Source organism: Actinomadura luteofluorescens (genome assembly GCF_013409365.1).
Taxonomy (GTDB): domain Bacteria; phylum Actinomycetota; class Actinomycetes; order Streptosporangiales; family Streptosporangiaceae; genus Spirillospora; species Spirillospora luteofluorescens.
Genome location: NZ_JACCBA010000001.1, coordinates 26,111 through 47,213, shown reverse-complemented (window position 1 = coordinate 47,213; position 21,103 = coordinate 26,111). Strand labels below are relative to the sequence as shown.

General features: G+C 73.0%; 19 protein-coding genes. 7 read left to right on the top strand and 12 right to left on the bottom strand.

Annotated elements, in window-relative coordinates:
• Positions 1–77: 77 nt before the first annotated feature.
• Both BJY14_RS00230 and BJY14_RS00225 read right to left on the bottom strand, forming a co-directional pair.
• Entirely contained in the window at positions 78–803 is a 726-nt protein-coding gene (locus BJY14_RS00230; protein ID WP_312878882.1) for a Crp/Fnr family transcriptional regulator, read from the bottom strand.
• 205 nt (positions 804–1,008) lie between these two features.
• Complete coding sequence (locus BJY14_RS00225) at positions 1,009–1,929, bottom strand: 5'-3' exonuclease (protein ID WP_179841702.1); 921 nt, start codon at positions 1,927–1,929, stop codon at positions 1,009–1,011.
• 85 nt (positions 1,930–2,014) lie between these two features.
• Here BJY14_RS00225 and BJY14_RS00220 point away from each other — a divergent pair, with 85 nt between their 5' ends.
• The 5 genes from BJY14_RS00220 to BJY14_RS00200 all read left to right on the top strand — a co-directional run bounded on the left by BJY14_RS00220 (position 2,015) and on the right by BJY14_RS00200 (position 8,337).
• Positions 2,015–3,136 (top strand): M24 family metallopeptidase, encoded by a 1,122-nt coding sequence (locus BJY14_RS00220; protein WP_179841701.1) that lies wholly within the window; start codon positions 2,015–2,017, stop codon positions 3,134–3,136.
• A 253-nt stretch (positions 3,137–3,389) separates the two neighbouring features.
• Entirely contained in the window at positions 3,390–4,619 is a 1,230-nt protein-coding gene (locus tag BJY14_RS00215; RefSeq protein ID WP_179841700.1) for an ABC transporter ATP-binding protein, read from the top strand.
• Complete coding sequence (locus BJY14_RS00210; RefSeq protein WP_179841699.1) at positions 4,616–5,995, top strand: ABC transporter substrate-binding protein; 1,380 nt, start codon at positions 4,616–4,618, stop codon at positions 5,993–5,995. Before BJY14_RS00215 ends, BJY14_RS00210 begins: the two co-directional genes overlap by 4 nt.
• A 24-nt stretch (positions 5,996–6,019) precedes the next feature.
• Entirely contained in the window at positions 6,020–7,405 is a 1,386-nt protein-coding gene (locus BJY14_RS00205) for an ABC transporter permease subunit (RefSeq protein WP_179841698.1), read from the top strand.
• On the top strand, positions 7,402–8,337 hold the full coding sequence (locus BJY14_RS00200; RefSeq protein ID WP_179841697.1) for a carbohydrate ABC transporter permease: 936 nt from the start codon (positions 7,402–7,404) through the stop codon (positions 8,335–8,337). The genes BJY14_RS00205 and BJY14_RS00200 overlap by 4 nt, the downstream gene beginning before the upstream one ends.
• A 65-nt stretch (positions 8,338–8,402) precedes the next feature.
• On the opposite strand, the gene BJY14_RS00195 is transcribed toward BJY14_RS00200, so the two are convergent.
• The gene (locus BJY14_RS00195) at positions 8,403–9,647 is read right to left on the bottom strand and encodes an ABC transporter ATP-binding protein (RefSeq protein WP_179841696.1); all 1,245 of its coding nucleotides are present in this window, start codon (positions 9,645–9,647) and stop codon (positions 8,403–8,405) included.
• A gap of 146 nt (positions 9,648–9,793) precedes the next feature.
• Here BJY14_RS00195 and BJY14_RS00190 point away from each other — a divergent pair, with 146 nt between their 5' ends.
• Together BJY14_RS00190 and BJY14_RS00185 are read left to right on the top strand one after the other, a co-directional pair.
• Positions 9,794–10,816, top strand: a complete 1,023-nt coding sequence (locus tag BJY14_RS00190; RefSeq protein ID WP_179841695.1) for a LacI family DNA-binding transcriptional regulator — start codon at positions 9,794–9,796, stop codon at positions 10,814–10,816.
• Between the two features lie 106 nt (positions 10,817–10,922).
• Entirely contained in the window at positions 10,923–11,363 is a 441-nt protein-coding gene (locus tag BJY14_RS00185; protein ID WP_179841694.1) for an Lrp/AsnC family transcriptional regulator, read from the top strand.
• Here BJY14_RS00185 and BJY14_RS00180 read toward each other — a convergent pair whose 3' ends face one another.
• The 9 genes from BJY14_RS00180 to BJY14_RS00140 all read right to left on the bottom strand — a co-directional run bounded on the left by BJY14_RS00180 (position 11,364) and on the right by BJY14_RS00140 (position 21,060).
• Positions 11,364–12,299: a TIGR03619 family F420-dependent LLM class oxidoreductase gene (locus BJY14_RS00180; RefSeq protein WP_312878880.1), complete on the bottom strand. Its 936-nt coding sequence runs from the start codon at positions 12,297–12,299 to the stop codon at positions 11,364–11,366.
• Positions 12,300–12,412: 113 nt separating this feature from the next.
• The gene (locus BJY14_RS00175; RefSeq protein ID WP_218904977.1) at positions 12,413–13,390 is read right to left on the bottom strand and encodes an N-acetylglucosamine kinase; all 978 of its coding nucleotides are present in this window, start codon (positions 13,388–13,390) and stop codon (positions 12,413–12,415) included.
• On the bottom strand, positions 13,390–14,646 hold the full coding sequence (locus tag BJY14_RS00170) for a family 4 glycosyl hydrolase (RefSeq protein ID WP_179841693.1): 1,257 nt from the start codon (positions 14,644–14,646) through the stop codon (positions 13,390–13,392). The genes BJY14_RS00175 and BJY14_RS00170 overlap by 1 nt, the downstream gene beginning before the upstream one ends.
• Positions 14,643–15,473, bottom strand: a complete 831-nt coding sequence (locus tag BJY14_RS00165; protein WP_258939859.1) for a carbohydrate ABC transporter permease — start codon at positions 15,471–15,473, stop codon at positions 14,643–14,645. Before BJY14_RS00165 ends, BJY14_RS00170 begins: the two co-directional genes overlap by 4 nt.
• Positions 15,470–16,447 (bottom strand): carbohydrate ABC transporter permease, encoded by a 978-nt coding sequence (locus tag BJY14_RS00160; protein ID WP_312878879.1) that lies wholly within the window; start codon positions 16,445–16,447, stop codon positions 15,470–15,472. The genes BJY14_RS00165 and BJY14_RS00160 overlap by 4 nt, the downstream gene beginning before the upstream one ends.
• Positions 16,448–16,449: 2 nt before the next feature.
• Positions 16,450–17,775 (bottom strand): ABC transporter substrate-binding protein, encoded by a 1,326-nt coding sequence (locus tag BJY14_RS00155; RefSeq protein ID WP_179841692.1) that lies wholly within the window; start codon positions 17,773–17,775, stop codon positions 16,450–16,452.
• Between the two features lie 64 nt (positions 17,776–17,839).
• Complete coding sequence (locus tag BJY14_RS00150; protein ID WP_179841691.1) at positions 17,840–19,057, bottom strand: ROK family transcriptional regulator; 1,218 nt, start codon at positions 19,055–19,057, stop codon at positions 17,840–17,842.
• Between the two features lie 85 nt (positions 19,058–19,142).
• Complete coding sequence (locus BJY14_RS00145) at positions 19,143–19,682, bottom strand: FHA domain-containing protein (protein WP_179841690.1); 540 nt, start codon at positions 19,680–19,682, stop codon at positions 19,143–19,145.
• Between the two features lie 154 nt (positions 19,683–19,836).
• Positions 19,837–21,060 carry an acyl-CoA dehydrogenase family protein gene (locus tag BJY14_RS00140; RefSeq protein ID WP_179841689.1) on the bottom strand — a complete coding sequence of 408 codons (1,224 nt, stop codon included), beginning with the start codon at positions 21,058–21,060 and terminating at the stop codon, positions 19,837–19,839.
• Positions 21,061–21,103: the final 43 nt, after the last annotated feature.

Genomic DNA, 21,103 nt, shown 5'->3' with positions numbered 1-21,103 from the left:
GTCGATCTCTCTAGGAATCTACAATGTAAAGGCGCCGGGTCCGGCGGCCGCAGCGGGCCCGCCGGCCGGGGGCGGACTCACTCGTCCGGGGAGCCGGCGAACGCGCGCAGCCCCGGCGGGTCCTCCACGGTGATCTTGCGCCAGCCGGTGCTGACCAGTCCCTCGCGCCGCAGCGTGGACAGCGCCCGCGCGACGGTCTCCCGGGAGGCGTCCATCCAGCTGCCGAGCTCCTCCTGGGACAGCGGCGGCCCGATCGCGATCGCCCCGCCGGCGGCGGGCGGGGCGTGCCGGGCCGACAGGTCGGCGAGGCCCGCCAGCAGGATCGCCAGCCGCCGGGCGCCCTGCGCCGACACGTGCGCTCGCAGCCTGCGGTCGGCGTCGTCGAGCCGCCGCACGAACGTGCCGCTGACCAGCCGCCACACCCGCGGGTGGGCGTCCAGGAAGGCGGTGAACCGGGCCGCCGGGACGATCAGCGCCCGGACGTGGTCGAGCGCCTGCACGGTCGCCGACCGCTCCCGGCCGCCGAGCACCGCGCTCTCGCAGACCAGGTCGCCGGGGCCCCGCACGGCGAGCACGACCGCCCGCCCGTCCTCGCCGGTGGAGGTGACCTTCGCCCAGCCCGACTCGATGACGATGATGTGGTCGGAGTCGTCGCCCTGGTAGCACAGGGGAGTCCTCGGCTGGTAGGTCCGCGCCCGCCCGGCGGCCCGCAGCGCCGCGCGCTCCGGTCCGTCCAGCGCGGCCCAGAAACCGCCGCCGGGGCTCGCGGCGAGGGCGCCGCGGGATCTGGTCCGCTCGCTCACGGCACGTCCGCCTCGGGTCCGGGGCGCGGGTGAACCGGTACCCACGGCAATCGGGGGGAGTGGGGCGTTGAGGCCCGAGTGCCGCGGATACCGGTCGCCTTCATGTGCCAATGAGAACCTCTCACCGCTCCGCATGCTGCTCGCCGGAGACCGCGCTGTCTGTGTCATCTGACACTCTCGGCGCAAATTGCAGCGAGAACGGCGGTCAGCGGGAGAGCGCGTTCAGGAGGCGGTTGACCGGACCGGAAAGGTTCCAGGTGTCGGCGAGCCGGACGAGGGCCCCGGCGTCGCGCGCCCCAGCGGGCAGCCGGTCGTCGAGGTCCGCCAGTTCGGGGGCGTCGATGTCGGTGACGACCCGCACCACCGTCTCGGCGGCGGCCAGGTACTCCCGGGCCCCCTCCATCCGGCGGCGCGCGCCCGCCGGGAAGCCCTCGTCGGTGCCGGCGTCCAGCGCCGCGAGGATCGCCTCGACCGACCCGAACCGGGTGACGAGGGCGGCGGCGGTCTTGTCGCCGACCCCGGGCACGCCGGGCAGCCCGTCGCTCGGGTCGCCGCGCAGCGTGGCGTAGTCGCCGTAGCCGCGGCCCGGGATGCCGTACTTGGCCGCGACCTCCTTCTCTCCCATCACCTGCAGGTTCCTGATCCCCCGCGCGGTGTACAGGACGCAGACGGGGGCGCGGTCGTCGACGAGCTGGAACAGGTCGCGGTCGCCGGTCACGATGTCGACCGGCCCGTCCGCCGCGCCCCGCACCGCGAGCGTCCCGATGACGTCGTCGGCCTCGTAGCCCGGGACGCCGGCGCGCGCCAGCCCGAAGGCGTCCAGGACCTGCTCGATGACCGGAAGCTGGGCCTCCAGCGCGTCGGGCGTCTGGTCGCCGCCGTCCTCGGCCACCCGGTGCGCCTTGTAGGAGGGCAGCGCCTCCACCCGGAACGCCGGCCGCCAGTCGGCGTCCATGCAGCACACGAGCCGCTCCGGCCGCCGGTCCTGGACGAGGCGGGCGATCATGTCGACGAGCCCGCGCACCGCGTTCACCGGTGTCCCGTCGGGGGCCGTCACCGACTCGGGGACCCCGAAGAAGGCGCGGAAGTACAACGACGGCGTGTCCAGCAGCATCAGCCCGCTCATGGGGCACATGCTGCCACGCGGGCCGGGTCGGCGGCGTCCGGACGCTCCTGGGATCCTGGTACATGCCATGGAGAGGATCGGAGAAATGGAGACGGATGTGACAACGGAGTTGTATCCGCGTGAGCGCGTCGGCCTGGTACGCGAGGCGACGGCGAAGGCGGGCCTCGGGGCGGTGCTGCTGACGCCCGGTCCCGATCTGCGGTACGTCACCGGGTACGACGCCAAGCAGCTGGAGCGGCTCACCTGCCTGGTGGTTCCGGCCGGCGGCGAGCCGTTCCTGGTCGTCCCCAGGCTGGAGCTGCCCGCCGCGCAGGAGTCGCCGGCGGGGTCCCTCGGCGTCGAGCTGGTGCCGTGGGACGAGACCGACGACCCGTACGCGCTGGTGGCCCGCCGCCTGCCGCGGGACGTGGGAACCGTCGGCGTGGCCGACCGGATGTGGGCGGTGATGGCGCTGCGGTTCCGCGGCGCGATGCCCGGAGCCGAGCAGGTCGCGGCCGGGGGCGTGCTGCGCGAGCTGCGGATGCGCAAGAGCGCCGCGGAGGTGGCGGCGCTGCGCGAGGCGGGGGAGGCGATCGACCGGGTGCACCGCCGGGTCCCGGGCCTGCTGAAGGCCGGGCGCACCGAGCGCGAGGTCGGCCGCGACATCGCCGACGCGATCATCGCCGAGGGGCACGCGCAGGTCGACTTCGTCATCGTCGGCTCGGGCCCGAACGGCGCCAACCCGCACGCCGAGCTGTCGGACCGGGTCATCCGCCCCGGCGAGCCCGTAGTGGTCGACATCGGCGGGACGATGCCGAGCGGCTACTGCTCGGACTCGACGCGCAACTACTGCGTGGGCGAGCCGCCCGCCGACTACCGCGCGTACTTCGCGGTGCTGGAGGAGGCGCAGCGGGCGTCCTGCGAGGCCGTGCGGCCGGGGGTCACACCGGAGGCGGTGGACGCGGCGGGCCGCGACATCATCGCCGCCGCCGGGCACGGCGAGCACTTCTTCCACCGCACCGGCCACGGCATCGGGCTGGAGTCGCACGAGGAGCCCTACATCGTCGCCGGCAACCGCGAGCCGCTGGAGCCCGGGATGGCGTTCTCGATCGAGCCCGGCATCTACCCCGGCCCGCACGGCGCGCGCATCGAGGACATCGTCGTGTGCACCGAGGACGGCCACACCCCCATGAACGTCACCGAGCGCGGGCTGGTGATCGTGGACTGACGCCGGTCCGGGGCGCCGCCGCGCCCGGACGACCGTGGGCATGAACGGATTTGCGTTCATGCCCACGTGCCGTTTTCGGGCAGCGCAAATTGAGACGGAAACGGCTCGGTAACGATCTCTGTATCAAATGCGCCGGACCGTGCCCCCGCCGGTTGCGATCCGGGTGTCCGGCCCTGTACCTCCTTGTTGCACTGTTACGCGGGAGTAAGTCGAGTTCTTCCGTATCGACGGGCCGTGACGAAGAGGAGACGCCGTGGCAGAGGTCGACCTGACCAGCGTCGGGAAGGTCTATCCCGACGGCACGCGGGCCGTGACCGACCTGAACCTCCACATCGCCGACGGGGAGTTCCTCGTCCTGGTGGGCCCGTCGGGCTGCGGCAAGACCACCGCGCTGCGAATGGTCGCCGGGCTGGAGGACATCTCCGAGGGCGAGGTCACGATCGGCGGGCGGGTCGTCAACCGGGTGCCGTCCCGGGACCGCGACGTCGCGATGGTGTTCCAGAGCTACGCCCTCTACCCGCACCTGTCGGTGCGCGACAACATCGGTTTCGGGCTGTCGCTGCGCAAGCTGCCCAAGGCCGAGATCCGCGAGAAGGTCGACCGGGCCGCGCAGACCCTGGGCCTGACCGACTACCTGGACAAGAAGCCCCGCAACCTGTCGGGCGGGCAGCGTCAGCGCGTCGCGATGGGCCGCGCGATCGTCCGGGAGCCGCAGGCGTTCCTGATGGACGAGCCGCTGTCCAACCTCGACGCCAAACTGCGCGTCCAGATGCGCGCCGAGATCGCCCGCATCCAGCGCGACCTCGGCGTCACCACCGTCTACGTCACCCATGACCAGACCGAGGCGATGACGCTCGGCGACCGGGTCGCGGTGATGAAGAAGGGGCGCCTGCAGCAGGTCGCGGCGCCGCAGGAGCTCTACGACCGGCCGGCGAACCTGTTCGTCGCCGGATTCATCGGCTCACCGGCCATGAACCTGATCCAGGGCACGCTGTCCGGCGACGCGGAGAACCCGCGGCTGGAGATCGGCGGCCAGACCCTGACGCTCCCGGCCGAGGTGCTGACCGAGCGCCCCGCCCTGGCGTCCCGCCTCGGGGGCGAGGTCGTCGTCGGCATCCGCCCCGAGGACATGGAGGACTCCGAGCTCGTGGAGACGCCCGAGGGGTCCGGGCTGGCCTCCACCGCCGACCTCGTGGAGGCGATGGGCTCGGACGTGCTGGTGCACTTCGCGATCGAGGCGTCCCAGGTCGTCACCGAGGACACCAGGGAGCTCGCGCGCGACGCGGGGACCGACGTGCTGGGGAACCTGGAGAGCCCCCGCACGGACCTGGTCGCGCGGTTCAGCCCGCGCACCCGCGTGAAGGTGGGGGACCCGGTGACGATCCGCGTCGACACCGGCCGCCTGCACTTCTTCGATATCGAGTCCGGCGCGTCGATCTGGGGACCAGGCGACGCCGCTCCGGCCAGGGAGGATGAGGAATGACGGTCAGCTTTGCCGGCGGGGGGACCTCCCCCCGCACCCCCCGACACCGCACCGCGGGCTTCGGCAGGCGCGTGACGGGAGCCGCCGTCGCGGCGGGACTGCTCCTGTCCGCGGCCGCCGCGTGCGGCGGCGACGACAAGGACGGCGACGGGTCGTCGCCCTCCGGCGGGGGTGAGCTGAAGGGCACCACCATCGAGGTCGCGGCCAAGTGGACCGGTCCTGAGGAGGCGAACTTCCGCAAGGTCCTGCAGGCGTTCGAGAAGAAGACCGGGGCGAAGGTCAACTACGCCTCCACCGGTGAGAACACCGACGCCTACCTCGGCCCGCGCATCGAGGCCAAGAACCCGCCGGACGTGGCGATCCTGCCGCAGCCGGGCCTGATGCAGCAGTACGCCGGCAAGGGGGCGCTCAAGCCCCTGGGCGACGACGTGGTCTCGCAGGTCGGCCAGAACTTCGCGCCGTACTGGAAGGAGCTCGGCTCCTCCGACGGCAAGACCTACGGCGTGATCGTCAAGGCCGCCTACAAGTCGATCCTGTGGTACAGGCCGCAGGCGCTCGACGAGGCCGGCGTCCAGCCGCCGGCGGCGTGGGCCGACCTGACCAAGGCGGCGGGCACGCTGCAGGACGCGGGCACCACCCCGTTCACGCTCGCCGCGGGGCCGCAGGACTCCTGGACGCTGACCGACTGGTTCGAGAACGTCTACCTGTCGCAGGCCGGCCCGGACAACTACGACAAGCTCGCCAAGCACGAGATCAAGTGGACGGACCCGAGCGTGGGCAAGGCGCTGCAGACGCTCGCCGAGGTCTGGGGCAAGCCCGACTACCTGAACGGCGGCGTCGCGACCGCGACCAAGACCAAGTTCGACGAGTCGGTCACCCAGGTGTTCGGCCAGCAGAAGGCCGCCATGGTCTACGGCGGTGACTTCGCCGCCGCCAACATCGGCACCACCAAGGCCAAGGTCGGCACGGACGCCAAGGTGTTCGCGTTCCCGAAGGCCGGCGACACCGCCCCGGCGATCCTCGGCGGCGACGTCGCGGTCGCGCTGAAGGACGGCAAGGGCGCGCAGGAGCTGATGAAGTACCTCGCCTCGCCCGAGGCGGGCACGGTGTGGGCCGGGCTCGGCGGCTACCTGACGCCGAACAAGAACGTCAAGCCGGACGCCTACTCCGACCCGATCGCCAAGCAGCTGATCACCCAGCTCCAGCAGGCCGGCGACGCAGCCCGCTACGACATGTCCGACCTGGCGCCCGCCGCGTTCGGCGCGACGCCCGGCAAGGGCGAGTGGGAGGCGCTGCGCCAGTTCGTGCAGAACCCGACCGACGTCAAGGGCACGCAGGCCAAGCTGGAGGCCGAGGCGGCCAAGGCGTACAAGTAGGGCCTACAAGTAGGGAAACCCTGAATGAAGGCTCCGAATGAGGAGGTGCCGCCGGCCGCGACGGCCGGCGGCGCCGCCGCCATCGACGCGCCGCCCGCCCGCCCGGGCCCGCGCGGCGCGCGCGAGCGGCTGACCCCGCCGTCGTGGCTGGCCCTGACGTTCCTGCTGCCGGCGCTGCTGCTGCTCGGCTTCCTCGTCGTGTACCCGATCGTCTACTCGGTGATCCGCAGTTTCTTCGACGCCTCGGGCGACTCGTTCGTCGGCGTCGACAACTACACCGGGGTCTTCCAGGGGCACGACAACCTCGTGGCGGTGCGCAACACCGCCATCTGGGTCGTCGTGGCGCCGACCGTGGTGACCATCATCGGCCTGGTGTTCGCCGTGCTCACCGAGCGGATCCGGTGGGCGACGGTGTTCAAGCTCGTGGTGTTCATGCCCATGGCGATCTCGTTCCTCGCCTCCGGCGTGATCTTCCGGCTGGTGTACCAGCAGGACCCGGACAAGGGCGTGGCGAACGCGGCGATGGTCGCGGTCCACGACATGTTCCGGCAGGACACCACCTACCCGGGCGCCGGGCCGCGCAACGGCGGGAACGCGCCGGTCCGGCAGGACGGCGGCGCCGTGGTCTCGGTGCGGCAGTACTCGGCGGGGCAGAGCGCGCTCGTCCCGCTGCTGAAGATCAAGCCCGAGTACCTGCCGAAGGACGCCAGGCCGGCCGCTCAGCCCCCGGCCGCCGAGCAGGGGGAGCTGACCGGCACGGTCTGGTTCGACTTCACGCGGGGCGGCGGCGGGCAGCAGAACGCCCCGAACTCCGGCGAGTCGGGCCTGCCGGGCATCCGGGTGGAGGCGGTCCAGGGCGGCAAGGTCGTCGCCAAGGCGACCACGGAGGCCGACGGGACCTTCACCCTGCGGAAGGTGCCCGCCGGGACGTACGCGATCCGGCTGCCCAAGGACAACTTCACCACGGCCTACCAGGGCGCCGAGTGGCTCGGCGACACCCTGATCACCCCGGCGATCATCGGGTCGTACCTGTGGGTGTGGTCGGGCTTCGCGATGGTGCTGATCGCCGCCGGGCTCGCCGCCATCCCGCGCGACGCCCTGGAGGCGGCGCGCGTGGACGGCGCCACCGAGTGGCAGGTGTTCCGGCGGGTGACGATCCCGCTGCTCGCGCCCGTCCTGATGGTGGTGCTGGTGACGCTGGTCATCAACGTCCTGAAGGTCTTCGACCTCGTCTACATCATCGGCGGCGGCGATCCGAACGCCAGCGTGCTGGCGCTGCAGATGTGGACCGAGTCGTTCGGCGGCGGCAACGACCAGGGCTCCGGCAGCGCCATCGCCGTGCTGCTGTTCGTGCTCGTGCTGCCCGCCATGCTGTTCAACATCCGGCGAATGCGGCAGGAGCGCAAATGAGCACCGCGGAGAAGGCCGCGCAGGCGCCCTCCGGGGCGGAGGGCGGCGGCGCGGCGGGGGCGCCGCGCCGCGGGCTGGCCGCGCGGGTCGTCGGCCGGGCGGGCGGCGGCGCCGCGCAGGCGCTGCTGGTCCTGATCGCGCTGTTCTGGCTGGTGCCGACCCTCGGCCTGCTGGTCGCCTCGCTGCGCTCGAACGAGGACAACAACGCCGACGGCTGGTGGAACGTGTTCGCCAAGCCGGCGCAGCTGACCGGGGAGTCCTACAGCGCGCTTCTGGACAAGGGCGACTTCGTCGACTCGTTCTGGAACACGGTGCTGATCACCGTCCCGGCGACGCTGCTGGTGGTCGCGATCGCCTCGCTGGCGGCCTACGCGTTCGCCTGGATGGAGTTCCCCGGCCGGGACTGGCTGTTCCTCGGCGTGGTGGCGCTGCTGGTGGTGCCGGTCCAGGTGGCGCTGATCCCGGTCGCCAAGCTCTACGGCTACATCGAGTTCGGAAGCTTCCACATGTTCGGCTCGGTCACCGGCGTGGTGCTGTTCCACGTCGCGTTCGGGCTGCCGTTCGCCATCTTCCTGCTCCGCAACTTCTTCGCGGCGATCCCCCGGGACCTGCTGGAGGCGGCGCGGATGGACGGCGGCTCGGAGTGGACGATCTTCCGCCGGGTGATCTTCCCGCTGGGCGGCCCGGCGATCGCCTCGCTCGGCATCTTCCAGTTCCTGTGGGTGTGGAACGACCTGCTGGTCGCGCTGGTGTTCGCCGACACCGGGTCGCAGCCGATGACCAAGTGGCTGCAGTCGCAGATGCGGCAGTTCACCGGCAACATCGACATCCTCGCGCCCGGCGCGTTCCTGTCCCTGGTCGTCCCGCTGGTCGTGTTCTTCGCCTTCCAGCGCTACTTCGTCCAGGGGGTCCTCGCCGGCTCGGTGAAGTGACGGACCTGGAAAAGGGAGGTGCCCACGGCCGCACGGGCCGTGGGCACCTCCCTTTTCCTCGGTGCTCAGCCGGACTTGCGCAGGTCCGCGGCGCCGTGCCGCTCGGCGGCGTCGGGGTGGCCGATGGCCAGGCCGCTGGAGGGGTCGAAGAAGTGCAGGCGGCGCGTGTCGACGGCGAGGTCCACGTCCTGCCCCGGGCGCACGTGCGAGCGGGAGTTGACGCGGGCCGTCCACAGCGCCTTGTTGTCGATCAGCGGGATCGCCTCGGTCTCGCCCTCGGCGGCGTCCTCGGCGAGGTCGGCGGTGTCCTTGTGCTCGACCGGCGGCGCGTCGATCGTGAAGATCACGTTGATCTCGCTGCCGAGCTCCTCGGTGACGCTGCTGCGCACCGCCATCGGCGCCCAGCCGGTCTGGGCGTGCGCGGCGTCCTCGAAGTCCGACGGGCGGATGCCGAGGATGACCTTCTGGCCGAAGTAGCCGCTCAGGCCCGGCTTGCCGTCCACGACCGAGGCCGGGACCGGCAGCGTGTAGCCGGCGAAGGAGACCCGCGCCCCGCCGTCGCCGGTCTCGAGGTCGGCGAGCACGAAGTTCATCGCCGGCGAGCCGATGAACCCGGCCACGAACAGGTTGACGGGGTTGTCGAACAGCCGCTGCGGGGTGTCGACCTGCTGCAGCTTGCCCTCGCGCAGCACGCACACCCGCGACCCGAGCGTCATCGCCTCGACCTGGTCGTGGGTGACGTACACGGTGGTGACGCCGAGCCGCTCGTGCAGCTGGCTGAGGGAGGCGCGCATGGACACGCGGAGCTTGGCGTCGAGGTTGGACAGCGGCTCGTCCATCAGGAACGCCTGCGGCTGGCGGACGATCGCGCGGCCCATCGCGACGCGCTGCCGCTGGCCGCCTGACAGCGCGGCCGGCTTGCGGGACAGGTACTGCTCCAGCCCGAGCATCTTGGCGGCGTCGCGGACCTTCTGCTTGATCTCCGCCTTGGGGGTGCCGCGCAGCTTGAGGCCGAACGCGAGGTTCTGCTCGACGGTCATGTGCGGGTAGAGGGCGTAGTTCTGGAAGACCATCGCGATGTCGCGGTCCTTCGGCGCGAGGTCGTTGACGACCTGCTCGCCGATGGAGATCTTCCCGCCGGAGATCTCCTCCAGCCCGGCGATCATCCGCAGCGCGGTGGACTTGCCGCAGCCGGACGGCCCGACCAGCACCATGAACTCGCCGTCGCGGATCTCCAGGTCGAGCCCGTCGACGGCCTTGACCCCGCCGCCGTACACCTTGTCGACCCCGTCCAGCACGATCTTGGCCATCCGAACCCCTTATGGAAACGTTTCCGCCGTCCCCTGCCGAACAGGGGATATGTCGTATTGGCTGGAGTAAACATCATGGAATCGTTTCCAGGGGAGACGTGACCGTGAGAAGATGATCGAAACGGGCGGAAAGGGGCGGCGGTCGGATGGCGGAGCGGCGATCGGCGACGATCAAGGACGTGGCCGCGGCGGCGGGCGTCGGCATCGCCACGGTGTCGCGCGTGTTCTCCGGGACGGGCTCGGCGAGCGCCGCGACCCGCGAGCGGGTGCTGGCCGCGGCCCGCGAGCTTGACTACCGGCCGTCCGCCCTCGGCCGGGGCCTGAAGCTTCGCCGCAGCGGGGGCATCGGCCTGGTCGTCCCCGACGTCACCGACCCGTTCTGCGCTGAGGTGGTCGCGGGCGTGCTGGCCTGCGCCCGCACCCTCGGCGGGCACGTCATCGTGGACGCCGCGCACGGTGACCCGTCCCGCGAGGCCGAGATCGTCGACCGGCTCGTCGAGCAGCGGGTCGACGGGATCATCGCGCTGCCCGCCGGGGAGGAGGCCGACTGGCGCGCCGCGGCCCGGGTGTGCTCCAGCGTCGTGTTCGCCGACCGCGTCCTGCCCGGGCTGGCCGACGTCCCGTCCGTCCTGGCCGACGACGCGGGCGGCGTGCGGTCCCTCACCGAGTACCTCGCCGGGCTCGGGCACCGCCGCATCGGGTTCCTCGGCGGCGCGCCGGGCCGCCCCCGGGGCGTGCGCGAGCGCGCGTTCCGCGACACCCTGGCGCAGCTGGGCGTGCCCGTGGAGGAGGACCTGGTCGTGGCCGCCCGCCCCGCCCGCGACGCCGCCTACGCGGCGGCCGCCGGGCTGCTGCAGCGCCGGGCGGACGTCACCGCCGTGCTGGCCGCCGGCCATCTGCTCGGGGAGGCCGCAGTCCTGGTCGCCCGCGAGCTCGACCTGCGGGTGCCGGCCGACGTGTCCATCGCGATGATGGACGACGTCGCGTGGGCGGAGCTGTGCGACCCGCCGCTGACCGCCGTGGCCAGGCCCGGCCACGACATCGGCTACCGCGCCTGCGAACTGCTGCTGCGCGAGCCCGCGCGGCGCGGCAGGGGAGGCCCCGTTCTGCTGCCGACGGAGCTGGTGGTGCGCGGCAGCTGCGGGCCGCTGCGCTCCGCGCGCCGGTAGTGCTGGCGCTCCGCGCGCCGGTGCGGCCGACGCCGAGCCCGCGGGAAAGCCGATCCGTGATGGAACGGGGGCCCATGCACGGGCCATAGCGCGCTAGATTTCCCGCGTGGAGGAGATCGATCGTCAGATCATGGCCCTGCTGGCCGACGACGGCCGGATGAGTTTCACCGATCTGGCCAAGGAGACGGGGCTGTCGGTGTCGGCGGTGCACCAGCGCGTCCGGCGGCTGCAGAAGCGCGGCGTCATCAAGGGCTTCACCGCCCAGCTCGACAACCGGCAGATCGGCCTGCCGCTGACCGCCTTCGTGTCGATCAAGCCGATCGACCCGGCCGCCCCCGACGACGCCCCCGACCGGCTGGCGCACCTGCAGGCGATCGAGGCGTGCCACTCGGTGGCGGGGGAGGAGAGCTACATCCTCAAGGTGCGGGTCGCCTCGCCGAACGAGCTGGAGGACCTGCTGCAGAAGATCCGCGCCGCCGCGAACGTCGCGACGCGCACCACGGTCGTGCTCAGCACCCCCTGGGAGGCGCGGCGGCCGCCGCTGTAGTCAGGCCCCGGGCGCGAACGCCTCCAGCGCCTCCAGGGCGCGGTCGAGCGACGCGTCCGGATCGGCGTCCGGCCCGGTGATCGCGGGGTCGAAGTTCAGGTCGAGGAACAGCTCGGTGACGCCCTGCCCGGCCAGCGCCCCGAAGTCGCCGCGGATCTCCTCGAAGGAGCCGGTGAGCGGGCGCCGCTCCTCCCGCCCCGCCGGGCGGACGCGGACCGCGCCCCGGCACACGAACCGCAGCGCGGACGCGTCCCGCCCGGCCTCCCGCGCCGCCTCCCGCACGATCGCGACGGACCGGCCGATCGCGGCGAGGTCGGCGCGGCTGGAGCTGACCCAGCCCTCCGCCAGCCGTCCGGCGCGCCGCAGCGCTGGCTCGGCCCCGCCGCCCAGCAGGATCGGCGGCCCCGACGGCTGGAGCGGACGCGGATCCATGACCACGGGCGGGATGTCGTAGAACTCGCCGTGGAACCGCGCGGCGTCCCCGGGCCCGCCGGCCCACAGGGCGCGCAGGGCGGCGATGAACTCCTCGGCGCGGGCCCCGCGCCGGGCCATCGGGGCGCCGACCGCGGCGAACTCCTCGCGCATCCAGCCGATCCCGAGCCCGAGGTCCAGCCGCCCGCCGCTGACGTGGTCGAGGGTGGCGGCCTGCTTGGCGAGGATCGGCGGCGCGTAGAACGGCAGGTTCACGACCGCGACGCCGAGCCGCGCCCGGGTGGTGTGGGCGGCGAGGTAGGCCAGGGTGATCAGAGGGTCGGGGACGCCGCGGTAGGTGAGGTCCGTCGACCCGGCGGGGTTGAGGACGCGCTGGAGCGTCCACAGCGAGCGGTAGCCGAGCTCCTCGGCCCGCCGCGCCACCGTCACCTGGTTGCGCGGGGTCGCCCACGCTCCCGAACCCGGCACCGCGAACCCGATCTCCACGGCGTCCCCCTCCCGCACCGGCCGAACCTTACAACGTCAAGGGCGGTGCCCGGGGCCGTGGTTCCCGTCCTCCCGGGGCCGCCCGTCCATCGCCATGGTAGGTACCCGCGCGCCGGCGGCCCGACCGCGGGTCAGCGGCGGCGGAACGCGGTGCGCAGGGCCGCGTGGGCGGACGGTGGGGCGGCGACGTGGTCGAGGGCGAGGAGCGCGGCTCCGAGGAGCGGCGGCTCCTCGGGGACGAGGAGGCGGGCGCGCGGGGCGAGGGCGGCGTAGCGGTCGGCGACCGCGTCCATGAGCAGCGGCCGGCGGGCCGCCAGGACTCCGCCGCCGAGGACCACGTCGGCGGCGGTGCCGAGCAGGTCCAGGCGGCGCAGTGCGACCGAGCCGAGGATCGCCACCTCCTCGGCGAGCCGGAGCACCACGCCGCGCGCCACCTCGTCGCCGGCCTCGGCGGTGTCGAGCAGGACGGGCGCGAGGCCGGTGAGGCGGCCCCGGCCGATCTCGCCGAAGTGGACGGCGAGGCCCACCTCGATGGCGCGGGCCACGCCGAAGTGGGCGGCGACCGCGGCGGTGAGCGCCGTCTCCGGGCCGCGGCCGTCCTCGCCCCGGATGGCGTGCCACAGCGCCGAGCGGCCCAGCTCCCCGCCGCCGCCCCAGTCGCCGGTGTGGGAGCCGAGGGAGGGGAACCGGGCGGTGCGCCCGTCGGGGGCGACGCCCGCGCAGTTGATGCCGGCCCCGCAGACCACCGCGACGCCCCAGCCCTCGGTGACGGCGCTGCGCAGTAGCGCGAACGTGTCGTTGCCGACCGTCACGCTCGGCGCGGCGCCGCGGGCGAGCAGGAGCTTCTCCAGCCGTTCCTCCTCGCCCGGCAGGTCGACGTTGGCCATGTAGGCGGACAGGTGGACGACGTCGCCGGGCCGGACGCCGGCCTCCCGCAGCGCCCTGGCGATGACCGCGGTGAGCGCGTCGAGCGCGCCGTCGAACCCGGCGGCCTGCGGGCGGAACCCGTCGCCGCGCACGGTGGCGAGCAGCTCGCCGGCGGTGGTGGCGACGGCCGCGTCGGTCTTGCTGTTGCCGCCGTCGACGGCGACCAGGGCGCCCGCGGCCATCAGGCGGCCCACGGCAGGTGGGCGCGGTTGGCGGCGACGAGGTCGCGGGCGAGGCGCTCGGCCACGTCCAGCTGGCCCACGAGCGGATGCGCGAGCAGCGCGGCGGCGACCCGGTCCACGCCGCCGCGCAGCGCCGCGTCCAGGGCGAGCTCCTCGTAGGCCGCCACGTGCGCGACCAGCCCGGCGATCAGCGGTTCCAGGGGCGGGACGGGCAGCGGCACCGCCCCGGAAGCGGTGATCCGCGCCGGCACCTCGATGACCGCGCGGTCGTCCAGGAACGGCAGCGTGCGGTGGTTGCGCACGTTGACGACCTGCACGTCTCCGCGGCCGCCGAGCAGGGAGGCGGCCAGCTGCACGGCGGCCTCGGAGTAGAACGCGCCGCCGCGCTCGGCGAGCCGGGCGGGCTTGGTGTCCAGGGCGGGGTCGGCGTAGGCCTCCAGCAGATCGCGTTCGAGCGCCGCGACCTCATCGGCCCGCGACGGCGCGCCGCGCTGCTCCTCGACGACGCGGTCGTGCGCGTAGAAGTAGCGCAGGTAGTAGGACGGGACGGCGCCGAGCGCCCGCAGGAACGGGGCGGGAAGGCCGCAGATCGCGGCGAGGTCGCCGGGGTGCCGCTCCAGCAGGTCCGGCAGGACGTCGTGCCCGTCGAGCAGGACCGACCGCACCCAGGTGAGGTGGTTGAGCCCGGCGTGGCCGAGGCCGACCCGGTCGGGCGGGACGTCCAGCAGCGCCGCGGCGCGCCGCTGGAACCCGATCGCGACGTTGCACAGGCCGACCGCGCGGTGCCCGGCGTCCAGCAGGGCGCGGGTGACGATGCCGACCGGGTTGGTGAAGTCGATGATCCAGGCGTGCGGGGCGCGGGCGGCGACGCGCCCGGCGATGTGGAGCACCACCGGGACGGTGCGCAGCGCCTTGGCGAGGCCGCCGGCGCCGGTCGTCTCCTGCCCGACGCAGCCGCAGGCCGCCGGCAGCGTCTCGTCGACGTGCCGGGCCGCCTGCCCGCCGACGCGCAGCTGGATCAGGACGATCGCCGCGTCCGCGACCGCCGCGTCCAGGTCGCCGGTGGTGACGACGCGGGCGGGGTGGCCCGCGCGGGCGAGCATCCGCGCGGCGAGCCCGCCGACGAGCTCGAGCCGCCGGGCGTCGGGGTCGGCGAGCACCAGCTCCGACACCGGCAGCGCCGCGTGCGCCCGCGCGAGCCCGTCGACCAGTTCCGGGGTGTAGGTGGACCCGCCCCCGATGACCGTCAGCTTCAACCTTTCACTCCCGTCAAGGTCACACCCTGGATGAAGACGCGCTGGGCGAGGAAGAACACCACCAGCACCGGCAGGATCGTCAGCAGCGTCGCGGCCATGGTGAGGTTCCACTCGACGTGGTGGGCGGCGCGGAACGTCGCGACGCCGATGGCCAGCGTCCAGTGGTCGGGGTCGGCGTACACCAGCGGCCGGAAGTAGTCGTTCCAGCAGTAGAAGAACTGGAACAGCGCCACCGCCGCCAGGGCGGGCCTCGCCATCGGCAGGACGACCCGCAGCATCGTGCGCAGTTCCCCGCAGCCGTCCACGCGGGCGGCGTCGGCGTACTCGCGGGGGATCGTCACCAGGAACTGGCGCAGCAGGAAGATGGAGAACGCGTCCCCGAACAGCTGCGGGATGATCAGCGGCCACAGCGTGCCGGTCAGCTCGAACCGGGCCCACACGATGTACAGCGGCACCATGGTGACCTGCGGCGGCAGCATCATCGCCGAGATCACCGCGACGAGCGCCAGGTTGCGGCCCCGGAACCGGAACCGGGCCAGCGCGTACGCCACCGGGACGCTGGAGACCAGCATGAACAGCGTGGACAGGCCCGCGTACAGGGTGCTGTTGACGGTCCAGCGGACCATGTCGCCGCTGAACACCTCGGTGAAGTTGGCGAAGTGCCAGCCGCGCGGCCACAGGTCGCCGCTGAGCGCCTGCCGGTCGGTCATCACGGCGGTCAGCAGCATGAACGCCAGGGGCGCCAGGAACATCAGACCGACAGCGACGGCGGTGGCGTGCACGGCGAGCCACAGCAGCGCCCGGCGGGCGCGCCCTCCGGGGATCACTGCGCCTCCTCTCCGGCGAACGCGCGGAACCGGCGGAGCAGGAACACGGTGAACGCCATCGCGGTGGCGAACATGACGAGCGCCAGCACGCACGCGTAGCCCATGTTGAACTGGCGGAACCCCTGGTCGTACAGCCACTGCGGGAAGGTCAGCGTGGAGCCGTCGGGGTAGCCGGGGGAGTACTGGACGCCGGGCAGGTCCGCGCGCCCGGAGGCGACCTTGCCCGCCACCATCGGCTGCGTGAAGTACTGCAGCGTCTCGATGACGCCGGTGACGGCGGAGAACGCCAGGACGGGCGATACGGTCGGCAGCGTGATGTGCCGGAACCGGGCGCAGGCGCCGGCGCCGTCGATCGCGGCCGCCTCGTACAGCGAGGCGGGCACGTTCAGCAGCGCCGCCAGCATGATGATCATGACGTCGCCGACCGCCCACAGGCCGAGCAGGGTCAGGCCGGGCTTGGCCCAGGCGGCGTCGTTGAAGAAGTCGGGCAGCGGGATCCCGAGCCGGGCGGCGACGGTCTGGAAGGGGCCGGTGCCGGGGTTCAGCAGGAACACGAACGCGACAGTGGCCGAGACGGGCGGGACCAGGTACGGCAGGTAGAGGATCGAGCGCAGCACGCCCGCGCCCCGCTTGATCCGGGTGAGCAGCTGGGCGACGCCGAGTCCGAACAGGACCCGCAGCGGGACGAGCACGGCGACCAGCCACAGCGTGTTGCGCATGGCCGTCCAGGCGTCGCGGTCGTGCAGCAGGTAGGTGTAGTTGTCGAGGCCGACGTACTCCAGCGTGAACAGGTTGTAGCGGGTGAAGGAGAAGTAGACGGTGGCGGCGAGGGGGTAGACGAAGAACAGGCCGAATCCGGCGAGCCAGGGCGACAGGAACGCCAGGGTCCGGAGCCGGCGGCGCCGGCGGGCCCGCGCCGCCGCCGTCCCGCCCCGCGTCCCGGGGAGCGGGAGGCGCAGTGAGCCGGATGCCACGGTCAGCCTCCGGCGAGCTTGAGGGAGTCGTCGACCTCGCCGTCGAGCTTCTTCAGCGCCCGGCCGAGGTCGCCCACCTTGCCGGGCTCCCACTCCTCCTGGGTGAACTTCTCGAACCGGACGACGTAGTCGTTGCCGTTCGGCGTCGGCGGCGTGGAGGAGCTGTTGGGGTTCTTGAAGACGTCGAGGAAAGTCCGGAACTGGGGCGGCAGCGTCAGCTTCGGCGACGACAGCGCCGGGATCGTGGAGGGCACGTTGCCGAGCGCGTTGGCGAAGGTGACCAGCGCGCCGGTGTCGGTGGTGAGGTACCGGACGAACTCCCAGGCCGCCGGGGCGTGCCTGGCGCCGCGCGGGATCCCGATGACGGTGCCGGTGATGAACCCGCCGCCGTACGCGCTCGCCCGGTCGTCGGAGACGGGGACGGGCGCGGTGCCGTAGTCGAGCCCGGGCGCCTCCTCCTGGATGAACTTGGTGCGCCACTCGCCGTCCACGGCCATCGCCGTCCTGCCCTTCTGGAAGGGGTTGGACGACTCGAACTCCTGGCCCATCGAGCGCAGGAACTTCTTGACGTTGTCGTAGCCGTACCAGTCGATGAGGCTCTTGTTCCACTTCAGGTAGGCCTGGAAGGCGGGGTCGCCGGAGAAGTTGGCCCTGCCGCCGGCGGTCAGCCACGTGACGCCGAACTGCGGGGCCAGGTGCTGGACCTGGTGCTCGTAGTACTGGACGGAGGGCATGAACCCGGCGACCTTGATGGTCCCGTCAGAGGCGCGGACGGTGAGCTTCTTGGCCAGCGCGGTCAGCTCGCCCATCGTCTTCGGCGGCCGCTCGCCCTTCATCAGCTTCTTGTTGTAGTAGAGGCCGTAGGCGTCGGCCAGCAGCGGCATCGCGCAGCGGATGCCCTTGTACTCGGTGTAGCTCCGCACCGCCCGCGGGAACTGGTTCAGGTCCAGCCCGGACTTGGCGATGAAGGGCGAGAGGTTCTGCCAGGCGCCGCTCTGGCACCACTGCCCGACGCTGTCGGTGGTGAAGGACGACACCACGTCCGGCGGGCTCCCGCCGCGGATGGCGTTGGTGATGCGGTCGTCGGTCTGGCCGTTGACGAGCTTGACGGTGATGTTGGGGTGGGCCTTGTTGAATCCGGCGACGGCGTCCTGGAAGGCCTTCACCTCGTGGGGGGCGCTCCAGCCGTGCCAGACCTCGATGGTCTGCTTCTCGCCGGACGCCGGGCCCTGGCCGGACCGGTCGCCGCCGGCCGTGCACCCGGCCGCGAGGGCGAGCCCGGCGGCGGCCGTGACCGCCGCGAGCCGGCGCGTTGTGGTGGTGGGCACTCCGGTTCTCCTTAGGGGGTGGGGAACGGCGTGGTGAGGGGCCGGCGTCCTGGCGGACGGCGGGTCAGGGGACGGTGGTGGTGAAGACCTCGTCGCGGGTCTCCCGGAGCGCCTGCTGGAGGGCCCCGGCCAGGACGGGGTTGCCCTGGACGGTGCTGAGCCGCACGGCGGGGCGCGGGATCGTGAGGCTGTGCAGGTGCTGTTCGACGCGTGCGCGGAGCGGTTCGCCCCCGGCGCGCAGGACGTCGCCGGTGAGGACGACGAGCGCGGGGTCGATGACGGCCACGACCGTGGCGAGGGTGGCGCCGAGCCTGGTGGCGAGCTCGGTGAGGGCGCGTTCCGCGCGGGCGCCCGCGTCCGTGGCGGTGCGCCGGCCGGCGGTCTGCACGTCGGCGGCGGCGCGGGCGAGCGCGGTGGCGGCGTCCCGGCCGCGGAAGCCGTGCTCGCGCATCAGCTTCAGCACGGCCGCGCCGCCGGTGACGCTGTGCACGCCGCCGGTGTGGGTGCGGCGCACGTCCCGCATGAGCGGGGCGCCCACCGCGGGCATGTAGCCGATCTCCCCGGCGCCGCCGGTCGCGCCCCGGTGCGGCGTGCCGTTCAGCACGACGGCCATGCCGACGCCGTCGGCGACCCACAGCAGGACGAAGTCCGCGGCGCCCTCGGCCCGCCCGCCGGCCCGCTCGGCGAGCGCGGCGAGGTTGACGTCGTTCTCGATCGCGACGCGCACGCCGAGCCCGTCGCTCAGGGTGTCGACCAGGTCGGGGATGTGCCAGCCGGGGATGTGCGGGGCGTACCCGAGGCGGCCGGTGGCGGGGTCGACGGCGCCCTGGATGCCGACGACGGCCCGGTCGAGGCGGTCCCGGGTGAGGCCGGCCGCGGCGGCGGCCCCGTCGAGCGCGGCGGCCATCCGCGCCACGACGTCCACGCCGGTGCGGCCGGGGGTCGGCAGCGTGTGCTCGGCGACCACCGTCCCGGCGAGGTCGGCGACGCTGACGCGGATCCGCGCGGGGGTGACGTCGGCGCCCGCGACGTGGGCGGCGGCGCCGTTGATCCGGTACAGCTCGGCGGTGCGGCCGGGCAGGCCCTCGCGGACGCCGTCGCGGACGACGAGCCCGGCCTGCTCCAGCCGCGCCAGCAGCTGGGAGGCGGTCGGCTTGGACAGTCCGGTGAGGTCGGAGATCTGCGGCCGGGTCAGCGGCCCCCGCGCCAGCAGCGCCTCCAGCGCGGCGCGGTCGTTGATCGCCCGCAGCAGGCTGGGGGTTCCGGGGACGGGCACGGGCACGGCGGCTCCTCCGAGTTAAGAAGGTTTCCTAACTTGGAGGTGAAGGTAAAGACTGCTTCCGGTTCCGTCAAGACCCCGGGACGGGTCAGGGAGCGGTGACGATGAAGGCGGAGTTGCCGAAGCCGACCTCGTCGCCGGGCCGGACGCGGGCCGGGCCGGTCAGCCGGTACCCGTTCACCCGGGTGCCGTTCATCGAACCGAGATCGGAGATCATCCAGCCCTCGTCCGCGCGGTGGATCTCGGCGTGGAACCGGGAGACGGTGAGGTCGGTGAGGATGAACTGGCAGGCGGGGGCGCGGCCGACGACGATGCGGCCGAGCTCGCGCGGCGGAAGCATGAACCGGGGCAGCCGCGGCGCCCGCCAGGCCGCCTCGATCCGCGCGGTGGCCTGCGAGACCGAGGAGATGATGCCGGTCAGCCGGTTCACGACGCGGTTGGAGGCCGGCAGGTCGTGCACGATGTCGGCCAGCTCGGCCTTGCTGCGCGCCTGCAGCACCTGGTCGACACGGCGCTCGAACGTCTCGTTCGACATCCGGCCCTCGGCCACGCGGTCGCTGAGGACGCGCAGCACCCGGTCCCGTTCCGTGTCGGACGCTCTCACCGGGAATGAGGGCTGACCGTCCATAGCTGTGAGTATCCAGTCCCCGTCGTCGGCTGTCCAGAAAGGCCCGTCGGGCCGAGGGCGGGCGATCGCCCTCACCCGCCCTCCACCTTTTCGACGCCGCCCCGTCCCCGGAAGTTCGCGGACGGGGCGGCGGCCGCGGACGCCGCCGGGGCGCTCAGCGCGACAGCAGGTCGCGGGCGATGTGGGTGATCTGGATCTCGTCGGTGCCGGCGTAGATCTGGAAGGACTTGGCGTCGCGGGCGAGCTGCTCCACGCGGTACTCGCTCATGTAGCCGTTGCCGCCGAACAGCTGCACGGCCTCCTGCGCGACCTCGCTGGCGGCCTGCGCGGCGTACAGCTTCATCGCCGACGCCTCGGCCAGGGTCGGGGAGCGCCCGGCGCGCTGCATCTCGATGTGCCGGAACACCAGGTTCTGCACGTTGAGGCGCGCGACCTCCATCTTCGCCAGCTTGAGCTGGATGAGCTGGAAGTCGCCGATGCGCTGCCCCCACAGCTCGCGGGTCTTGGCGTACTCGACCGACAGCTTCAGGCACTCCTCGATGACGCCGAGGGCCATCGCGGCGACGCCGGCGCGCTCGGTGACGAAGTTCTGGCGGGCCGACTCCTTGCCGCCCTGGGAGCCGGAGGCCAGGAGCCGGTCGGCGCCGGCGCGCACGTCGTTCAGGAACAGCTCGCCGGTGGGGGAGGAGTGCAGGCCCATCTTGCGCAGCGGCCGGCCCTGCTCCAGGCCGGGCATGCCCCGGTCGAGGACGAAGGTGAGGATCTCCCGGTCCCGCGGAGCGTCCCCGTTGTCGAGCTTGCAGTAGAAGACGATCGTGTCGGCGTAGGGGCCGTTGGTGATGAAGGTCTTGCCGCCGTTGAGGACGTACTCGTCGCCGTCCTTGCGGGCGGTGGCCTGCATCCCGCCGAACGCGTCCGACCCGGAGTTCGGCTCGGTGATCGCCCAGGCGCCGACCTTCTCCATGGTGAGCAGCGGGAGCGCCCAGCGCTCCTTCTGCTCGGGCGTGCCGCGCTTCATGATCGTCCCGGCGGCGAGGCCGAGCCCGACGCCCATCGCCGAGACCAGGCCGGGCGCGACCTTGCACAGTTCGATGACCGGCAGCATCGACATCGCCGCGTTGCCGCCGCCGGGCCGGTCGTCGCCGGAGCCGTCGCCGCCGGCCGCGCCCGCCCCGCCCTCGCGTTGCCGGGCCGGCCGGGACCGGAAGGACGAGCGGGCCATCTCGTCCATCCCGAACGTCTTGTAGAGGTTGCGGAGCAGGTCGTAGGGCGGCAGCTCGCCCGACTCCAGCGCGTCCAGGTTCGGGCGGACCTCCGCGTCGATCCAGCCGCGCACCGCGTCCCGGATCATCAGGTCTTCCTCGGACCATTCGATCATGCTCTGCTCCCGCCCTCTCGACTCCCGCCGGGTACCGGGGCCA